General features: G+C 35.9%; 17 protein-coding genes. 13 read left to right on the top strand and 4 right to left on the bottom strand.

Annotated elements, in window-relative coordinates:
• Positions 1-15 precede the first annotated feature (15 nt).
• From STA7437_RS06900 to STA7437_RS06890, 3 genes are all read left to right on the top strand, one after another.
• Positions 16-1,029: a lysylphosphatidylglycerol synthase transmembrane domain-containing protein gene (locus STA7437_RS06900; RefSeq protein ID WP_015192658.1), complete on the top strand. Its 1,014-nt coding sequence runs from the start codon at positions 16-18 to the stop codon at positions 1,027-1,029.
• Positions 998-2,515: a hypothetical protein gene (locus STA7437_RS06895; protein ID WP_015192657.1), complete on the top strand. Its 1,518-nt coding sequence runs from the start codon at positions 998-1,000 to the stop codon at positions 2,513-2,515. The genes STA7437_RS06900 and STA7437_RS06895 overlap by 32 nt, the downstream gene beginning before the upstream one ends.
• Before the next feature lie 192 nt (positions 2,516-2,707).
• Positions 2,708-4,153 (top strand): hypothetical protein, encoded by a 1,446-nt coding sequence (locus STA7437_RS06890; protein WP_245562081.1) that lies wholly within the window; start codon positions 2,708-2,710, stop codon positions 4,151-4,153.
• A 328-nt stretch (positions 4,154-4,481) separates the two neighbouring features.
• Here the strand turns inward: STA7437_RS06890 and sipA are convergent, their stop codons facing one another.
• Positions 4,482-4,700, bottom strand: coding sequence for a regulatory protein SipA (gene sipA / locus STA7437_RS06885; RefSeq protein ID WP_015192655.1), 219 nt, complete (start codon positions 4,698-4,700; stop codon positions 4,482-4,484).
• Positions 4,701-4,816: 116 nt separating this feature from the next.
• Between sipA and STA7437_RS06880 the strand changes: the two genes are divergently transcribed.
• Both STA7437_RS06880 and STA7437_RS06875 read left to right on the top strand, forming a co-directional pair.
• A complete protein-coding gene (locus STA7437_RS06880; protein WP_015192654.1) occupies positions 4,817-5,551 on the top strand; it encodes a succinate dehydrogenase/fumarate reductase iron-sulfur subunit in 735 nt (244 codons plus the stop codon).
• Between the two features lie 303 nt (positions 5,552-5,854).
• Positions 5,855-6,241: a YybH family protein gene (locus tag STA7437_RS06875; RefSeq protein WP_015192653.1), complete on the top strand. Its 387-nt coding sequence runs from the start codon at positions 5,855-5,857 to the stop codon at positions 6,239-6,241.
• Positions 6,242-6,287: 46 nt separating this feature from the next.
• On the opposite strand, the gene STA7437_RS24760 is transcribed toward STA7437_RS06875, so the two are convergent.
• Entirely contained in the window at positions 6,288-8,135 is a 1,848-nt protein-coding gene (locus STA7437_RS24760) for a pre-peptidase C-terminal domain-containing protein (protein WP_015192652.1), read from the bottom strand.
• A gap of 431 nt (positions 8,136-8,566) precedes the next feature.
• Between STA7437_RS24760 and STA7437_RS06865 the strand changes: the two genes are divergently transcribed.
• The 8 genes from STA7437_RS06865 to STA7437_RS24750 all read left to right on the top strand — a co-directional run bounded on the left by STA7437_RS06865 (position 8,567) and on the right by STA7437_RS24750 (position 17,337).
• On the top strand, positions 8,567-9,667 hold the full coding sequence (locus STA7437_RS06865) for a metallophosphoesterase family protein (protein ID WP_015192651.1): 1,101 nt from the start codon (positions 8,567-8,569) through the stop codon (positions 9,665-9,667).
• 100 nt (positions 9,668-9,767) lie between these two features.
• The gene (csaB, locus tag STA7437_RS06860; protein WP_015192650.1) at positions 9,768-10,814 is read left to right on the top strand and encodes a polysaccharide pyruvyl transferase CsaB; all 1,047 of its coding nucleotides are present in this window, start codon (positions 9,768-9,770) and stop codon (positions 10,812-10,814) included.
• 230 nt (positions 10,815-11,044) lie between these two features.
• A complete protein-coding gene (locus STA7437_RS24755) occupies positions 11,045-11,950 on the top strand; it encodes a hypothetical protein (RefSeq protein ID WP_015192649.1) in 906 nt (301 codons plus the stop codon).
• Between the two features lie 100 nt (positions 11,951-12,050).
• The gene (ndhC, locus tag STA7437_RS06850) at positions 12,051-12,413 is read left to right on the top strand and encodes a photosynthetic/respiratory NAD(P)H-quinone oxidoreductase subunit C (protein WP_015192648.1); all 363 of its coding nucleotides are present in this window, start codon (positions 12,051-12,053) and stop codon (positions 12,411-12,413) included.
• The gene (gene ndhK, locus STA7437_RS06845) at positions 12,404-13,138 is read left to right on the top strand and encodes a photosynthetic/respiratory NAD(P)H-quinone oxidoreductase subunit K (protein WP_015192647.1); all 735 of its coding nucleotides are present in this window, start codon (positions 12,404-12,406) and stop codon (positions 13,136-13,138) included. Before ndhC ends, ndhK begins: the two co-directional genes overlap by 10 nt.
• Positions 13,131-13,664 (top strand): NAD(P)H-quinone oxidoreductase subunit J, encoded by a 534-nt coding sequence (locus STA7437_RS06840; protein WP_015192646.1) that lies wholly within the window; start codon positions 13,131-13,133, stop codon positions 13,662-13,664. The genes ndhK and STA7437_RS06840 overlap by 8 nt, the downstream gene beginning before the upstream one ends.
• 140 nt (positions 13,665-13,804) lie before the next feature.
• Entirely contained in the window at positions 13,805-14,740 is a 936-nt protein-coding gene (locus STA7437_RS06835; protein WP_015192645.1) for an NAD-dependent epimerase/dehydratase family protein, read from the top strand.
• Between the two features lie 605 nt (positions 14,741-15,345).
• A complete protein-coding gene (locus STA7437_RS24750) occupies positions 15,346-17,337 on the top strand; it encodes a carbohydrate-binding protein (RefSeq protein ID WP_015192644.1) in 1,992 nt (663 codons plus the stop codon).
• On the opposite strand, the gene STA7437_RS06825 is transcribed toward STA7437_RS24750, so the two are convergent.
• Together STA7437_RS06825 and STA7437_RS06815 are read right to left on the bottom strand one after the other, a co-directional pair.
• Complete coding sequence (locus tag STA7437_RS06825) at positions 17,277-19,115, bottom strand: N-acetylmuramoyl-L-alanine amidase (protein WP_015192643.1); 1,839 nt, start codon at positions 19,113-19,115, stop codon at positions 17,277-17,279. The two genes, STA7437_RS24750 and STA7437_RS06825, sit on opposite strands and share 61 nt — an antisense overlap.
• A gap of 457 nt (positions 19,116-19,572) precedes the next feature.
• Complete coding sequence (locus STA7437_RS06815; RefSeq protein WP_015192642.1) at positions 19,573-19,863, bottom strand: type II toxin-antitoxin system Phd/YefM family antitoxin; 291 nt, start codon at positions 19,861-19,863, stop codon at positions 19,573-19,575.
• Positions 19,864-19,887: the final 24 nt, after the last annotated feature.

Genomic DNA, 19,887 nt, shown 5'->3' with positions numbered 1-19,887 from the left:
TAAACTATTTAAAAAATGATCTCTACTAAAAATTTAGTTTATGCAATTTTATCTTCTAGTCTTGGTATCTTTCTAGTTTGGTTACTCATAAAACTAACCCCACTTGAAATAGATCAGATTGTCAATAACTTACAAAATCTCAATCCTGTTTATGTTGCTTTAGTCGTCATTACAACTTTTGTTCATTTATGGTTTACTTCCTACAAATGGCAAATTATTGCTCAAAAATTAACGACAAATCATCATACTCCACAAAAATTTTATTTGTATTATATTGTTTTTGCTAACCTGATTGCTCAGTTTGTGCCTTATCAAATTGGTTTAACTGTTGTGCAAGGTTTGGCAATTAAACTACATAAAGTTGGAACTTTATCCCAAGGCTTTTTTTCTCTGCTTTATGACCAGTTTTTTAATTTATTAATTCCAATTTTACTCTTACCACCAACCTTACTACTGTTCTTAAACAAAGTATCTTTATCTCTAGCAATCTTTTTGTCCCTAGGTATTTTACTGGGAACTCATATCATCATTTTAAATTGGCATAAACCTTTAGCAATTTTATTATTTAAATGGTATAAACGCCTCAAACATAAAGCTGCGAAAAAACCTGAAATAGAGCTAGATTTATCAACCGAAGAAATTCCAATCTTATCAACTAGATTTACTCTCAAAGTATTTTGGATTTCAGTCATTAGACACTTCAATTGGATGTTACGTAGTTTCTTCGTGGTACTAGCAGGAAAATTTGCGATTAGTTTTTGGGCGATCGCGTTTACAATTAATTTAGTGCAAACTGCAATGATTATTAGTATTACTCCTGCCAATTTAGGTTTTATGGAATGGAGTTGGATTGGAGGATTAGAATTATTAGGAGTTCCTGCTTTAGTCGCCAGTAATTTTGCTGTTGTGCAGAGAATTTTGGGTGTATTTGCAGTTATTATTATTGCTTTGGGTTGTTGGTTTAGTTTTGGCTTAGACCGATTCTATTTCAAAAAAAATGAACTTAGTCAAAAAAACTCTTGGCGTTGAAACGTTGCTACAGTTAGTAGCACTAATTATTTTTAGTTCGATCTTTCTCAAAGCCATTATTGATATCGATACCAACTATGATACTTGGTGGTATCAGCTTCCATTTGCAGCCAGAATTTGGGGAATAGTACCACCAGAAATGTATCTGGCAGAGGATAATCTTGAATATCGTTTTGAAGGCTTTCCCTTACTAGCAAATTTTTTTCAGGGATTTTTGTGGTGGCTTACCAAACGAGTACAAAGTGCTAACTTAGTTTGCTTTGGTAGTTTAACTCTGTATCTTTATTTTCTCAAAGCTTATTGTCGAGTTCCGCTTTACTTAGGAGCGATCGCATTACTAGCAATTCCAGCCGTTATCACTCATATTACCAGTTGTTTTGTCGACTTGCCAGGAAACGTTGCTGCTTCGATCGTCTTGATGATGACTTACTTGCTTTACCAAAGACAACAATTACCAACTAAAAAAGATTTACTCATCATTTTTCTTGCTGCTGCTGCTGCGGTAAATACCAAACCACAACTACAAATCCTAACTTTTTTTATTCTTTTTTTTACAAGCTTAAGAATTGTCTGGCTACACTTCAAACTAACACCAAACTTTCAGCAATGGTTAATTAAAGCAATTCCGATTAGTTTAATTGCTTCTCTATTGATTTTCGCTACACCAATTAAAAATATTGCTTTTTATGGTAATCCTTTTTATCCAATTAAAGTTCAAGTTGCAGGTATTGTTCTCAATCATCAATTAACTCCAGCTACCTATCAAGAAGGTTCTCGTCCACAAAAATGGCTAAATTCCGTCTTAGAAATTAATACACCACCTTGGTGGTCAGCAGATCAATGGAATGGAGGAGATAACAGATATATGGATCGAGGAGGAGGTTTTTTTGGAGCTTATGTAGTTTTTAACTTAATTCTACTGCTATTTTTATTTTTGCACGAAAAGTTAAATCAAACCACTTCAGAAAAAAGTCTCATTCGCGAAACTACTATCGCAATAATTTTTGTGGTAGTAATGTCTTTTATCCCTGCAAATTTTCCTCAATCCCATGAATTGCGTTACTTCATGTTTTGGATGATTTCTTTAGTATCGATTAATTTATATTTAATTTCTCTTTATGAAAAAAAATCTGCTCAAATTAAGTGGCTAAAAACTAAATATTTAGGCTTAATTTATACTGCATTTTTAACCATAGTATTAATTAAAGTAGGGAACTTTTATGCCAAACCACAATTCTTTAATTTAAAACAACAAATTCAGATAGGAGTAAAACCAGAACTTCTTAATCAAATTCAACCAAACGATCGCATTTGTCTGATTGGCAAACCAGGACTAATCGATCCGTCGCAAGTTCCTTTTGCAGCAATTCAACATACTTTTTTATATTCTACTTATTTTCATCCCGAATTAAATTATGATTATTCAATTAAAGCTGCTGTCAATCCTAACAATTGTGGAGACAGAAAAATAGTTCCTCAAACTTAAATCAATTATTAACTTCAGAAAAATATAAATATCAATTATTTGCCTGGTTGTTATGTCAATCATGACAACTCAAAAAAATATTACCCCAAAAAATACTAAAATTAATTTTTAAATTCGATTTAATTCCCAATTATTTAACTAATGATAACCAATTATAAAAAAATCTTTTCTAAACAAAATCAATTAACACTTTTGTTACAAATAATTGCTTTAATTATTATAATTTCGCTGTTTTGTAAGGCAATTATTGATGTAGATAAATCTTGGGACACCTGGTTTTATCATATTCCCTTTGCAGCTAGATTATGGGGTATCATTCCCGAAGAAGCTCATTTTTTCTATGAAAAACTAGAAGTTCGCTACGACGGTTTTCCCTTATTAGCATCCTTTTTTCAAGGAATGTTTTGGTATCTCACCAACCATATCCAAGCAGCAAACCTGTTTGACTTCTTCAGTTTAATTTTAGTTTGTGTTTATCTCAAAAGCTATTTTCAAGTTCCTCTTTATGCTTCTGCGATCGCATTTCTGGCTATTCCCTTAGTACAGATTCATGCCACTTCTTGCTATGTCGATTTACCAGGAGCAGTATGCTTTACAATTCTGACTTTAACTACCTATTTACTTTATATCAAATCAGACAAAGAAGCGGATAACTGGCGCAATATCTCAATTATTTTGTTATCTGCTGCTGCTGCTGCTAACATCAAACTACAATTAGTTCCTTTAGTCGTTTTTGTTCTCTGCTTTGCTTTAATTAGAATTGTCTGGCTACGATGGCAAGCAATTAAGAAAGGAAATGCCGATTTTTCTCGCTTATTAGTGCTAATTCCACTAATTTTTTGCAGCAGTCTCTTAATTTTTGCTACCCCACTTAAAAATGTTCTTTTTTATGGCAATCCCTTTTACCCAATTAGAATGGAAATATTTGGTCATGTCCTTAATCATAAAGTTGATTTCTACACCTATGCAGGGGATGCGATCAAAGATATGCCACAAGCTTTAAAATGGCTGCGTTCTATTTTTGAAATTAACAGTGCCAAATGGGAAATTGCTCAATGGAGTGCCGATCCTAATAAAAGTCGTCTTGGTGGTTTTTTCGGTGCTTATGTGGTGTTTAATTTATTGCTACTAGGATATTTAGTTTTACAAAAACGCAGTCGTGAAACCCTAGGCGCAGTAGCAACTTTAATCATTATTTCAGTAGTAACAGCCAATGCACCCCAATCCCATGAACTGCGTTATTATCTGTATTGGATGATTATTTTAGTCTCGTTAAATTTATTTTTGGTTACTCGTCTGGAAAGATTATCCCAGATACCTAAAGCGATCAAAGTTCAGAATTTAACTTTAGTTTGTTTAATATTTTTAGCTATTGTCGTTACTAAAACCAATTTTCAATATATTAAACCTAATTTTTATACCCTTGATAAGCATCTTCAAACCTATGTCGCGCCTGCTGCTCTTCGTTTAATTCAACCAGGAGAAACTGTTTGTTTGGTTAATAAAAGTTGGGAATATCGCAAAACTTATATGTATTCTTCTTATTTTCATCCCGAGTTAAATTATGATTATTCAATTAAATCGGTGATTAGAACACCAGAAGAATGTGGAGAGCTTAGAGTAATTAAAATTTATTAGAAAAGTTAATTGTAGATAGCCAACTATAAAAGATGAACTATATAGCCTTTCTCGCTCTTGGTGAGGTACACCATTAACAGTTACTAATTATTAATTACTAATTACTAATTACTAATTATGAGGGATGAATAATCAACCATTAACATAAGCGAAGCGCACTACCGTAAGTCTCAACTATCAACGCTCAACCAGGAAAATGAACTGTATCTCATTAATCTGAGAACTGCTATAGCAATTATAAATCATTCATGAAAAAACCATTAACATAACTTCTGCCTTCTGACAATAACTTATGTTCACCAATCAAATCCGATCGCTATATAAACCATTACAATTTACTTAGATACTGGCTTTCTAATAAAAAAGCACCCTGAGCAAAACGAACTCCCCAATATCCTCCTGGACGGCGGTCGATAATTGTTCCTTCATCTCCTAAATTTAAAAGATTAGCAGAACGTAACGTCGGCATTGGTTCGGCTGTTTTTAAATAGGGAGGTAAAGTGATTAGTTTAACGCGATCGCCAACGGTAAAATTATGATTAGTCATTATTTAGTTAAAGTGTATTCCAAGTTCTGTGATCCTAGTTCTTTTGTGGATGCCAAATAGCAGCGCGCTTAGATATCCTAACTGTAAAGGGAGTGATGTTTCAAGACTAAATAATTATGAAAATTAATCTTAAAATTTGGCGACAAGCAAATCCATCTCAATCAGGTCAATTTATTAACTATACAGTACAGGTCAATCCTGATATGTCTTTTCTAGAAACGCTTGATGTACTCAACGAACAACTTATTAAAACTAATCAACCACCAATTGAATTTGATAATGACTGTCGGGAAGGAATTTGTGGTTCTTGCGGTTTAATGATCAATGGTATTGCTCATGGTACTGAAAAACAAACTGCGGTATGTCAGTTATATATGCGAACCTTCAAAGAGGAAGATACTATTGTGGTTGAACCTTGGCGTGCTAAAGCTTTTCCTGTGATTAAAGATTTAGTAGTAGATCGTTCCGCTTTAGACCGTATTATCGGTGCTGGTGGTTATATTTCCATTCATACAGGTGCAGCACCCGATGCTAATACCATTCCTGTTGCCAAAGCAAAAAGCGATCGCGCCTTTGATTATGCTACTTGTATTGGTTGTGGTGCTTGTGTTGCTGCTTGTCCTAATGCTTCCGCCTCTTTATTCACCGCAGCTAAAATCTCTCATCTAGCTTTATTACCGCAAGGAGAACCCGAACGTAAGTTAAGAGTGAAGAAGATGAGCGAACAGATGGCAAAAGAAGGATTTGGTGACTGTTCCAACCACGGTGAATGCGAAGCCGTTTGTCCCAAAGGAATTTCGATTGACGCGATCGCTATGATGCGAAGAGAATATCTTAAGGCAATGTTTTAGTTATTTACAGACAAAGAAAATCTGTAAAACAAGAGCTAACGCACAATATTGGTAAGTAAACACACTAGCGTTAGCACAAATTTTTAAGAAATATAATTAAATTAATTTCGCAAGACTTAATGCAAATTATGATTGAAGATAGCTAGATTAACTAATATTCAAACAGTTTTCTTCTAATAAAATAGTTAGGCAAAGTGCAAATTTTGCCAAAAAAACTAGTTTAAAAAGTCAGCTTCGGTTATATCAATCTTGCTTGTCTGCTATACGACAGGAACAAGCAAACTAACCAAGGAGGCACAAACTATGAGCGATGCAAACGAAGTTCTCAAGGTAATGTGTGAAAAATACCAAGCAGCCGTCAGTGCCAATGATTCGGTAGCCTATGGAAAACTATTTGCCACAGACGCAATTCGGATTCCACCGAGGTCAGAACCTGAATATGGGCCGAACGAGATTTCCCAAAGCGAACAAAAAGACTATGATGTCGCGAAATGGAGTGTTCAATCTAGACCGATTGACGCTTTGTGGATTAATGACCAATGGATCTATGGTATCGCGCACGCAGATGTAACTACTGTTAACCATGCTGATGGAAAGACAAATTCATTCAAAGCTACGAAGACGTGGCTTCTCCACAAAGAAGACTCAGGAGAATGGTTGATCAAGAGACAAATGTGGAATCTCAAATAATAATGTCAAAAAAAAATAAGGTTTGGAATTCCCAAACCTCAACCTTTTACACAAAAACGAAAGCAGAATCCCTTAGAGTCAAATCTGCTGAAACATTTTCTAAAATAGCAATCTGTTCATCTCTTTGGTTAACTCCGCCATCACGCATAATGGCTACATTCGTATTTGCAGCACCATAATAACCATAGGAGAAGAAGTCTAAATAATATAAATCTGCTGAACCGTGGAGTTGAATCTTATCTTCACTAGAGTTGAAGTCAGTAATGGTAGCATAGTCTGATTCTCCAGTAGAAGCCGAATTGCCATCATCATAAAAAATATGATTAACAGTTCCCAGGATAAAAGTATCTTTTCCTGAACCACCTTCTAAATAATCAACTTCATAACTGCCTAATCCTAATAAATCAACACCGCTTAATGTGTCATTACCAGAACCAGCAAAAATATAATCCGAACCTGAACCACCTTTGATTAAATCGTGACCATCTTGTCCATAAAGCGTATCTTCACCGCTTTTACCATAAATCACATCATTGCCCAAACCGCCAATAATCCGATCTAAACCATCTCCTCCGTTGAGAAAGTCATGACCAGCTTGTCCCCAAATCGAATCGTCTCCTTTGCCACCAAAAAGACGGTCTTTGTCGTTACCGCCTTTAATTTTGTCATTACCTTCGCCACCAAAGATAACATCAAGGCCATCACCACCATTAATTGTATCGTCGTGAGCATCACCAAAAATTACATCATCACCGCTTTCACCTTCGATTAGATCTCTGCCATTTCCCCCTCTGATAAAATCATTACCCTCACCACCATAAATGCGGTCTTCACCATCAAAACCAAAAATGTCATCATTGCCTTCTAAACCAGAGATAATGTCATAATATTCTGTCCCATTCAACAGATTGTCTGCTGCTGTGCCTGTAATAACAGTAGGAGAGAATAAAGTAAGGTCGAGATTATAACTACCCGTACTACTATTAGGAGGAAAAATAATACTTTTATCCTTGCTGTCGTCTAAAGGTAAAGGATAGTCAGATTGAACTCCACTAACACTGATATAGTAGGTATCGGTAGTATTAGCTGTAAAGTTGAGGAAAGCATCCCAGCCATAACCATTATTAACGGCTACTAAATCACCTTGAGAGTTAAATAACTCTAGTTTTGAATTTAAGTTTGAACCAAAGACTCTAGCATCAATATCAACAGTTAGATAATCACCTTTTTCTAACTTAACTTGATAAAAGTCTACATCTTCGGAAGGTTCAACATTGGGATTATTACCAATTTCTCCGACAATAAAGAAATGACCAACCTGGTCTGAGTTTAGTCCAGTATCAATGGCATTTATAATTGCATCATTCGGTTCGGTTTCTTCAGTTTCTGTTAATAAAACTTCTCCTGCACCTTGATTAGGAATCGAATCACTTAATTCATAATTACCACCAACTATTGCGCTATAGTCTAATGCACCATCATCTTTTAAGAGTGCTAAAGGTATTTCAATTTGGAAGGAATTTTCTTCATAAACAATCGGAACTTTTCCAATAGTTGAATAATTTTCATTGATTAGATTAACTAAACCAGGTTGATAGGATTCGCTGTAAAGATCGAGAGAAACTTCATACCCTAAAGAAATTTTTTGTTCTTGATCAGGCAAAATTACATTGGGATATAATGGTGTACCTGTATTGACATTTTGATCTAAATCTAAATAAATTGTGCCAGTGACAGAGTTTTCTTGATAATAAGAAGCTGGAGATACAGAATTAAAAAAATTAAAAGTTAAAATTAGATTGTTTTTGTTGACCGCTCCGTTAACACTTTTTAGATCGAGTTGTTGAGAACTATAGCCAAAAGTATCGCCATACAAATCAATGGTTAAAGTCATATTGCTTACTATTTGATTGGATATAAGATTAGTTCAAGACAATTTTTTCTTGAGTGATTTATTCAGTTTGAAAATTGTTATACTAGTAATTCAATTGTTATTTTTTATTTGATTTTTGTTTGAGTTATCTCCAAAATATTACTCTAGAAACTTTAGGGGTAATTGCGTAGATAGCTTTTATTTTTTATACCTTTTAAGTTATTTAAGTTAGACAATAAATTAACAAAAAAAATCTTCAATTGCCAAGCTATTTTTTTGAAAATAATTTAATCTCTATCAAAAAATTTAACAAAATCTAAATATTTAATAACTGAACTGATACCCAATTGAAAAAAATGTAAGAGCAATTCATGAATTACTTCCACACAAACTTGAGCCAGATTAGTTAAAGTCTGATCAAATTGCTTAATTATCGATCTTGGTCTAAACTAATGAATCTTGATTTTCGCTTTGGTATTATTAGTGATTTACATATTGCTGTTCCAGAAACAATTAACAATCATGCCCACAGATTTCATTTAGTAGAAGTTAGTATTCCTGCCCTAGAACAAGCATTAGAACATTTAGCGACTCTGGAAATCGATTTTCTTTTATTACCAGGAGATTTGACCCAAGATGGAGAACCAGAAAATCATCAATGGTTATCAAGCAGATTAAAGCAGTTACCTTTTCCTGTGTATGTTATTCCAGGTAACCACGATGTTCCTACTTTATTGGCAACAAATAATTCGATTGGATTTAACGATTTTCCTAGTTATTATCAAGCTTGTGGTTATCAAAATTGTTCAGAACTTTATTACACCAAGGAAATTTTACCAGGAGTCCAACTAATTGCCCTGAATTCCAATCAATTTGATGCAGAAGGTCAACAAATTGGTTATTTAGACCAAAAACAGTTAAGTTGGCTTCAAAATACTTTACAACAAGTTTCCGAGCGACTGATACTAGTAATGATTCATCACAACGTGATCGAACATTTACCAGGACAATCCCAGCATTCTCTAGGAAAACGGTATATGTTGTCTAATGCACCAGACTTATTGAAAATATTAAGTAAATATAGCGTAAAACTGCTTTTTACTGGTCATTTGCACATTCAAGATGTGGCTTCATTTAAAGATAGCTACGAAATTTGTACTGGTTCGTTAGTTAGTTATCCCCATCCCTATCGTGTGGTTCAAATTCAGAAACGTGATTCCTTACATTTACAAATTGAATCTCATCGAATTAAGTCTGTTGCTGGTTGGGACAATTTACCTCAGATTTCTAGAGAATGGCTTGGCGATCGCTCTCATCCGTTTATGATCAAATTATTAACTTCACCACCTTTAAATTTATCTCTTTTAGAAGCGAAAGAATATGTAGAGCAGTTGCGTTATTTTTGGGCAGATATTGCTCAAGGAGATACTTGTTTTGATTTTCCTAATTTTCCACCAATTCTCAGAAATTATTTTCAGCAATATAGTGCAATTAGTTCTGATCAGCAACCCAGGTTAATTGATAATCAAGCTAATCTAATCATTTCTATTTAGCTTCGATTTTACTAAATTAATTCAAAGTAACTCTTAAGGCTTGAGTACTTCAAAAGATGTTGAGACTATACTGGGTTATTAGTAAAATCAACAAATCCAAATGAGTGAAATTAAGGCAGTAATTTGTGGGTACTATGGCAAAGATAATGGCGGTGACGAAGCTTTATTAATGTCTCTGCTGCAAATGCTGCCCAAACAAGTCAAACCCATTGTTCTTTCGGGCAATCCTAAACAAACTCAACAACGTTACGGAGTTACCAGTTGCGATCGCACTTCCGCTTTTGCCGTTTTAAAAGCCCTCAAACAATCTGATTGGTTTATTTGGGGAGGAGGAAGTTTGATGCAAGATATGACCAGCATCAGTAGCCCGATTTACTACGGCGGATTAATGGCATTGGCACAAAAACAAGGCTTAAAAACCATTGCTTGGGCGCAGGGGATAGGTCCTCTTAAACGCAATTTTACTCGTTGGTTGACCAAACAAACCTTATTAGGTTGTCAAGCAATTAGTGTTCGTGATTCTGCTTCTGCCAAACTTTTAGCTGATTGGGAACTTTCTCCCTTAATCGCCCCAGATCCAGTGTGGGCATTAGAAGCTAGTCCTGTCAAAGGTTTATGGGATTTACCAGCCCCTAGAGTTGCAGTTACCCTACGTCCTCATCCACAACTAACACCAGCCCGTTTAGAACTTTTAACTAAAGCTTTAATTGACTTTCAAAAAAGTACTCAAACTTGTATTTTACTAGTTCCTTTTCAACCGACGCAAGATAGTGCGATCGCAACTAAAATAGCCTCTCAATTACCAGGAGAACATCAGATTATTACTTTAGAAAATCCCAAAGAATTAAAAGGATTATTCAAAGGCGTAGAAATGGTAATTGGGATGCGTCTTCACAGTTTAATTATGGCAGCAGCCGAAGAATGTCGTTGTTTTGCGCTCAGTTACGACCCCAAAGTTAGTCAATTAATGTCAGAACTAAACTTACCAGGATGGGAACTAGCACAACTACCAGAAAATGCTAATCAAATTAGCACAACTTGGATTGATTATTATGCTAATGGAAATGCCCTTGATTCGGCTCAGATTCGTTCTTTGATTGATCGAGCTTTAATGCACCAAGAATTATTAAATCAAATGCTTGGGTGAAAAATATTGTGAATAAATCTAGTCAATTTCCAAACTAGTGTATAAGCTATATCTAATCGAAAGCAAACTTAAAGTTGAGTATTACAAAAAAAAATTGGTGTTCTATCTTACCTTGCTTAAAATAGCTTAATTTATTACTTCTTTAAGCCATAAAAATAAATTGATTTTTTGGTTATTTCAATTTTGTTCGCTCTGCTGTCATAAATATATTTACTATCTGATTAGTTACCATGACTGAAGCTCATAACTATAATTCTTCTTTCTTAAATGCTGAAGGATATTCTCACGAACTTACTAAGATCTCAAACCCTGAATCAATTACTAATCAAAATCAATCAGAACCAGAGCTTTCTAGAGATCAGAATGAATCCGATTCTACTCAGTCACAAGCAAACGAAATTGATTGGCATAAATTAGCACATAAACTGAGAGAACACAATCGTAAACTGCTTAAAAAAGTGTTTAAATTAGAGCAAGAATTAGCAGAAGTAACGAATATAGTTCAACAACAAAACCAGCGATCGCAAAATACTGATACTTTAATTGCTCAACAAGCCAAAGAACTCAATCAAAATCAAGAACAAATAGCCAACCTAATTGCTCAAATTGAAATTCTTCAACAAGAAGAACAAAACCAAAAATTACTCAACGAAAATCTTTCTAAACAGCTACAAGCTTCTCAACAACAAATAGCTCAACTAGAACGAGAATGTGTTTTACTTCAAGAAAACTACAATAACAAAGCTCACGAACTACTAGCCAAAGAACAACTAGCTCAAGAATTAGACGCTCGACTTCATCGACAACAACGATATACCTTACAGTATAAAACCGCTTTAGACCGCTACATTGAATACGCTAATTCTAGTCCTGCCGAATCAGTCAGCACCAATTCAATTAAAGCCAATAATCAACCAATTCAAGCTTGGTCAGAACGATCTCGTCGTGAAGCCAATGAGCATCCTTTGACTGTCTTAAAATCGAGTGAACCAGCCAACGTTACTCCTTTCAAAAACCCCAATGCTCCAGAAAAAGAAAACAATTGGCCTTCACCTGTAATCAATACCGTTAATACTGAAAAGAAACCAAAGTCCTTAGCAGCAGTAGAATTACCTAAATTTCCTCGTCAATCTTAGCTCAATCCTCTGCCATTGAAACCGAAGGGAATGGGTAAATAATACTACAATAAACTTAATATATTATCTAGTCCTTTCCGTAGAGGAGTATAGCTTAAAATTGTTTGTACTCAATGGCTATGAATATTTTCTGGGCTTCTTGCTCATTTGTAGTTTAGTTCCCGCTTTGGCTTTAACCGCTTCCAAATTACTCAGACCAAAAAGCGGTGGTCCTGAGCGGTTAACTACATACGAATCTGGAATGGAGCCAATTGGTGGTGCTTGGATTCAATTTAATATCCGCTATTATATGTTTGCCCTAGTGTTTGTTGTTTTCGACGTAGAAACAGTATTCTTGTATCCCTGGGCAGTAGCATTTAATCGTTTAGGATTATTAGCATTCGTCGAAGCACTGATTTTTATCGCCATTCTGGTGGTGGCTCTAGTATACGCATGGAGAAAAGGAGCTCTTGAATGGTCATGACTTCTAAAACTTTTGCACAAGAACAACAAGAAAAAATTCTTAATCCGATTAAATCTGGTCAGATAACTCAAGACCTTTCTGAAAACGTAATCTTAACTACCGTAGATGACCTTTACAACTGGGCAAAACTTTCTAGTCTATGGCCTATGTTATACGGTACTGCTTGCTGTTTTATTGAGTTTGCTGCTTTGATTGGTTCGAGGTTTGACTTTGACCGTTATGGTTTAGTGCCTCGTTCTAGTCCTCGTCAAGCAGATTTAATTATCACGGCAGGAACAATTACGATGAAGATGGCACCTGCTTTGGTACGTTTGTACGAAGAAATGCCTGAGCCTAAGTATGTGATTGCGATGGGTGCTTGTACTATTACAGGAGGAATGTTTAGTGTTGATTCTCCAACTACAGTTAGAGGGGTAGACAAACTAATTCCTGTAGATGTGTATATTCCCGGTTGTCCTCCTCGTCCCGAAGCAATCTTCGATGCGATTATCAAGTTACGCAAAAAAATAGCTAATCAATCCCTTCAAGAACGTTCTGCTGTTTTAGAACAAACTCATCGTTATTACAGCACTACTCATAATATGAAAGCAGTTGCACCAATTTTAACTGGTCAATATCTCCAGTCGGCAACGCGACAAGCTCCACCGAAGGAATTAACTGAAGCAATAGGAATGCCTGTATCTCCAGCACTCCAAGCGACTGAAGAGGAGGTAGAACGTGGCTGAAGAACCAAAGACAGAAAATACTAATCCCGAAGAAACATCTGAGTTGGTGCCTGCGGGTAAGGTGTCAACTTGGCTAACAGAAAATGGTTTTGATAACGAAGCGTTACCTGTAGATACTAGTAAGGTTGAACTGATTAAAGTTGAGGCGGAATTTTTAATTCCTATCGCTACTGCTTTATATGCCTATGGTTTTAATTATCTTCAGTGTCAAGGTGCTTATGATTTGGGACCAGGCAAAGAATTGGTCAGTTTCTATCATCTAATCAAAGTTAGTGATGATGCCGATCGCCCTGAAGAAGTCCGTCTCAAAGTCTTTTTACCAAGGAATAATCCTAAAGTTCCTTCGGTTTATTGGATTTGGAAGGCTGCTGATTGGCAAGAGCGAGAAAGTTACGATATGTATGGGATTGTCTATGAAGGACATCCTAATCTCAAACGCCTTTTGATGCCAGAAGATTGGATCGGTTGGCCTTTGCGTAAAGATTATATCTCGCCTGATTTTTACGAATTACAAGATGCTTATTAAGGCATTGAGTAAAATTTTTTTTGGTATTCCCCTAGTTTTCAGCTAGGGATTTTTTTTGTGTTTAAAACGATATTTGAGTTAGATCAAATCAACGTTATAGGATATTAAAGTTATCGGAGATTGCAGATCAGGAGGGAATCATGCGAATTTTAATTATGGGTGGAACTCGTTTTATTGGGGTTTATTTGACTAAAATTTTAGTTCAACAAGGTCATGAAGTAGTTTTATTCAATCGTGGTAATAAACCAGCACCAATTGAAGGAGTACAACAAATCCAAGGCGATCGCAAGGATACAGCATTATTAAAAGAAAAATTAGGACAAACAAGTTTTGATGCAGTTTTTGATAATAATGGTCGCGAATTAAGTGATACTCAACCTTTGGTAGAAATATTTAAGGATCGAGTTCAACATTTTGTTTATGTAAGTTCGGCAGGAGTTTATTTAAAATCCGAACAAATGCCTCATCGAGAAGGCGATCCAGTCGATCCCAACAGTCGTCACAAAGGCAAACACGAAACTGAAGCTTATTTAGCCCAGTCTGGTATTCCTTGGACTTCAATTCGTCCTACTTATATTTATGGCCCCCAAAATTATAATGATTTGGAAGCTTGGTTTTTTGACCGCATTGTCAGAAATCGCTCGATTTTAATTCCTGGTAATGGATTATATTTAACTCAATTCGGTCATGTAGAAGATTTAGCTACCGCAATGGCAGCCGTCTTAGGTAATCAACAAGCGGTTGGGCAAATCTATAATATCTCAGGCGATCGCTATGTAACGTTTAATGGTTTGGCTTATGCTTGTGCTGAAGCTGCTGGAAAGTCGGCTGATGAGATTCAATTAGTTCATTATGACCCAAGTAAATTTAATTTTGGTAAGCGCAAAGCTTTTCCTATGCGAACACAGCACTTCTTTGCCGAGATTAATAAAGCCAAAACTGAGTTAAATTGGCAACCAAAATACGATTTGGTTTCAGGGTTAAAAGATTCTTTCCAAAACGATTATTTAGCTTCAGGAAGAGAGCGATCTAAAATCGATTTTTCAGTTGATGAAGAAATTTTATCAGCTAGCTAATTTTTCAGAGCAATTTTCACACTGAATTAAGTAGGAGAACTTGATGTTATTTGTAGTCAAAAAATGTGATGGTTAATTAAACCAAAAAAAATTTATTGACATTACTGCCAAATTTGACCATCTCTTCACTGGCATTAAAATGCAAAGTAATTTGAGATAGAGTCATTTTTTTTTGAACTGCCCACAATAAACATACTTATAGTTAATCGCCTAGTAATTTACAAAATTCCTATTGACTATTCCCTCTCCCCTATTCCCTATCTAATCGTGAAAATTGTCATTGAAAAAGCGAATAACTATAATTAGATTTTCGTAATTGTAAAAACTTAGACTTTAAAATCGATCTCGTCAGAATTACCGAAATATTCGATCAAGAATAGTTCGATAATTTAGAGTTTAATAAAATTACCTAATTAGAAATTTTTCAAGTAAATTTTTTCTTCCTTTTTGATAGGTTTTTAACCCGATCTAGATCTGAATCAAACATAAAAGTGATACATATCACTAAATGCAACTTAGCAATAACTTTATACTTTTTTTACAGAAGCAACAACAAATTTTCACAATTCAAATTATTTGTTTATTTGATATTTTTATTTTTGATTATGGATATTCAATCTGGAATCGATTTTGGGACAAACACAGTTACGGGGATTGACACTAATGTAGAGCCTTTATTGCAACAGTCATCTTTCAACGAGATGTCACAAATGATCACCAATGGCGCACGCATTGAAGCAGAGTCATTTAGCTCCTATTATGACCTCGATCCATTAAATCAAGGTAATCAATATCGCTATGACGAAGGTGTAGACATCGAACAGACTACGGATGAAGGTGGTGGCTACAATGTTGGCTGGCTCGAAAATGGAGAATGGCTAGAATACACTACCAACGTAACTGAAGGTACATACGACATCAAAGTCAGGGTAGCTTCAGCAATAGAAGACCCTGGTTCACTTCAGGTCAAACTGGGCGATGAGCTACTGGGAACTGTTGATATCACGGGAACTGGTGGCTGGCAAAACTGGCAGACTTTAACGATTGAAGATGTTCAGCTAGCTGGTAGTCAAGAGCAATCGTTGCGACTAGAAGTTAAAGATGGGGGACTGTTTAACATCAACTGGCTTGAATTTGAGTCCGTTGGTAACTCTGGCAAACAGTCATCTTTCAACGAGATGTCACAAATGATTAACAATGGCGCACGCATTGAAGCAGAGTCATTTAGCTCCTATTATGACCTCGATCCATTAAATCAAGGTAATCAGTATCGCTATGACGAAGGTGTAGACATCGAACAGACTAAGGATGAAGGTGGTGGCTACAATGTTGGCTGGCTCGAAAATGGAGAATGGCTAGAATACACTACCAACGTAACTGAAGGTACATACGACATCAAAGTTAGGGTAGCTTCAGCAATAGAAGACCCTGGTTCACTTCAGGTCAAACTGGGTAATGAACTACTGGGGACTGTTGATGTTACGGGAACTGGTGGCTGGCAAAACTGGCAGACTTTAAAAATCGAAGGAATTCAAATTCCTGCTGGTCAAGAGCAACTTTTAAGACTAGAAGTCAAAGATGGGGGACTGTTTAACATCAACTGGCTTGAATTTGAGTCCGTTGATAACTCTGCCAATGTTGATCGCAATCACAATCACAATCACGATCACTCTCAAGATGAATGTCATCTCCAAGTAGATGGAAGATTTCTCTACGATGCAAATGGAGAAAAGGTAATCATGAGAGGAATTGAAAGTGTCGTTCGATATGGTCAGTATCAAGGATCGGGGGAGTGGAATGATCCTTATGAAAATGGTTCGCTAATTGATGGCAATGGGGATAATGTTGCAGAGATCGCTAAAACAGGAGCGAACGCCATTCGCTTGATAGGAGGACGACCCGAAGAGTTTGAGCGTGCAATTGAAAAGGCAATCGAAAATAATCTTTGGGTCTCAATAGGACACGTTGATTTCAGAGATACAAAGGTTATGGAGATCATCAAGAAGTACGAGTGTTACGTGACACTTCACGCTCAGGGTGAAGTAGTTCATGAAGATGAGAACAAGTGGAGGGAAGACTCTATTAAAGCAATCCAGGAAATTAGAGAACTTGGATATGAAGCCCCAATTGAAATCACTGCTGGTTTTTATGGACAGAGATTTGAAATGATTCTCAATCAAGGTCAGGCAATTTTTGATGCCGATCCTTTGAAAAATGTGGTTTTCGTAACACAAGCATATTCAGAGATTGAGAACAGAGGAGGAATGTCCGCTAATCTTGATAAGCTTAAAAACTTTCCTGTACCTGTTTTCGTCGGAGCGTCTAACTTCGGTTTAGGGCTGGAGAACGGCTACGGTAATAATTCTAATACCTATAAGCAAGTATGGGAAGGAACTCAGACAAGAGATCTCAGCAGCTTTTATTGGGTATGGTCAGATGCTGGATATGGTGATGTAATCAGTTCCAATCGAAAATTTGATGGTCTTACTTCTGTAGGTAAATATTTAGTCTACGATAGCCCTGCAAACTTAAGCTCTCATGCTCCAAAAACAGAATGGCTCTTAGACTCGGAATTGCTCTTACAATCTAATCTATAACAGCAATTCTCAACCGAGGTAAACCACTCAGTAATTCCAGACGCGATCGCATTTACTAATTTGGTTTGTTCGGTAGGATTAGTAATCCATTCAAATTCATCAGGATTAATCATAAAGCCTAATTCTAATAAAACCGCTGGTGCAGTATGAGGACGAGTCAATGCTAGATTATTCCAATAAACTCCATGAGAAGGACGGTTTAATTGATTGACTAAATAATTTTGTAAAAATACTGCCAAACTATGAGCTTGAGAATGATACCAAAAGGTACTAATTCCTTTCGTATTCATGGCATCCCCATCATCTGGTAAAGCATTGTAATGAATCGATAAAGCGATCGCTGGTTTACTGCGATCAATCATTTTAACTCGATCTTCTAATGCTAAATCGATATCTTTTGTTCTCGTTAAATCAACTGTTGCCCCTAATCTTTCTAGTTGTTTAGCAAGGGAGGTAGAAATCAATAAATTAATATCTTTTTCAGGATAACCAGTTGGTCCTTTAGCACCCGATTCTTTACCTCCATGTCCAGGATCGAGTAAGATTTTAACTCCTATGAGAGGAACATTTCTTTGCAGACTTAGTTGAGGCGGATGACGCAGAGATAAAACCAAACTTGTTCCTTGATAACGAACTTCATAACCCCATTGTTGTTCGTTGTTGAGATGAAATGTATAGTCAATTTGGGTGGGTGTTACTTGTTGCCAATCCAAACGTTTGATTACAGGATCTTCATCAAGGCGAATAGTATCGGTCTGAGCAGTAGTATTGTAAAGAGTTAAAGTAAAAGTTCTTTCTCCTTGTTTGACACTAAAAGGTACAGCTATTTGTAAAGGAAAAACTATTTCAGTAATACCTGGTAACTGTCGAGAAGCAATACTGCGAATCAGCGAAGTAGAAGGGACATTCGTAGCAATCGGTTTGGTTTCTTCTGCTTTAATCCAAGCACCATAATCTAAACGCAACCATTCTCCTTCTGTACCAGTGACACTAGCTTTAACTCCTTTAGGCAAGGGAGTCAGACGCGAATAATTTGTTGAGGGGCCGGTTCTAGTTACACCTGTTTCTGCTGTTATTTCAACTACTTGTAACTCTGTAGGAGAAATAATTTCAATTTCACCTGGTGCTGTTTGGGTAATTGTTTCTCCTAATAAACTCAATTCAAATTCAGGTTGTCCCAAATTACCTATTTCTGTAAAGCTAGTACATCCTTGGTATTGATTAGTTTTAGTGGTAGCTTTAGTAGTTGGTTGATTGTTAGTAAAAATAGCCGAATTAGCTGGTAACTCAACTAAGTCAGTTTGCAGAGATAAAGGAATGGTTTGATCTTCAATCTTGACCTTAACTTCGGCATTAGGAGGCGAAATCGCACTAAAACAAATTAATTCGTTTGGTAATCTAGTGATATTTGTGGCAGGAGTTAAAGAATTTTTAGCAAAAGCAACTTTACTCTCAAATTCTGGTTCAGTAGAAATTCTTTTTACTTTTATGTTTAATTTTTCATTCTGATGGCGAATCTCAAACACATTATCGCCAATTTTGAGAGGAAAACTAGGAGCAAAATGTCCCGCTTTACTTCTAGCAATTGATTTCCCATTAATCAACACTTCTTCTTGACTCGATGCAGTACCAATTAAAAAAATCTTGTCAGCAATAGTTTCATGATTTGGTGGCGGATAAGCAAGATAAAGAGATGGTTGTGCTTGTGCAGCTAGAGAAAAGATAATAGTACTTCCTATGAGCGCAATAGTTACAGCTAATCCAAGTAATTTTTTCATCCAAACAACTCCAGCAGTTAGCAATCAAGACATTCCAAAACTCCACCATATTCTAAGGTAAACTGCTCAAAATTGATTATAATGATTATTGTTATCAACTTAATGCGATCGCTCTTGTGAACTGCTTTCCAAAACTCAGGCGATCGCAAATCAGTAACTAATTTTCATCTTCAGTAAGTAAAGCTTGAAAAGTATGACAAACAAAAAGAATATATACAATATCTTCACGAATTGTAAATAAAACTCTATATCTATTTCGCGATTTACCATCAAGCAGTTGTCGCACTTCTTCAGAAAACACCTTAGTTTCTGTAGCTAAAGAACAACGTTGAGGTTTTTCTTGTCAAGAAGCAATCGCATCCATCAATCCTTTAAACCATTCATCTGCATAGGTACGATTGCGTTTTTTCAAGCAAACATAAGCAGTTTCGATTTGTATTCTGCTGCTTTTGTTGTTCTAACTTGAAATGCCATGTTTTTGCTGCATTTCTTGCATAAATTCAGCTACAGGACGAGTTTTTCCTGATTTGATCTCTGCTAATCCTTGTTTAATACCTGCGACTGCTTCTAGTTTCTCAATTTTTTCTAAAAGCTGCTGATAAGATTTAGCATCCTGCACTACCACTTCAGCTTTGCCATTCACTGTTAAAATTATAGGCTCTCCCGTTTGTTTCATTTGCGCGATCGCACTATAGGTATTGCGTTTGAAGTTGGAAAGAGATTGAATATCCCTACTAATATCGAGCATAAAATCAAATAAGCACTAAATTTA

This window comes from Stanieria cyanosphaera PCC 7437, from assembly GCF_000317575.1.
Classification (GTDB): domain Bacteria; phylum Cyanobacteriota; class Cyanobacteriia; order Cyanobacteriales; family Xenococcaceae; genus Stanieria; species Stanieria cyanosphaera.
The sequence above is the reverse complement of the archived record's forward strand: the minus strand, read 5'-3'. Positions and strand labels throughout refer to the sequence as shown.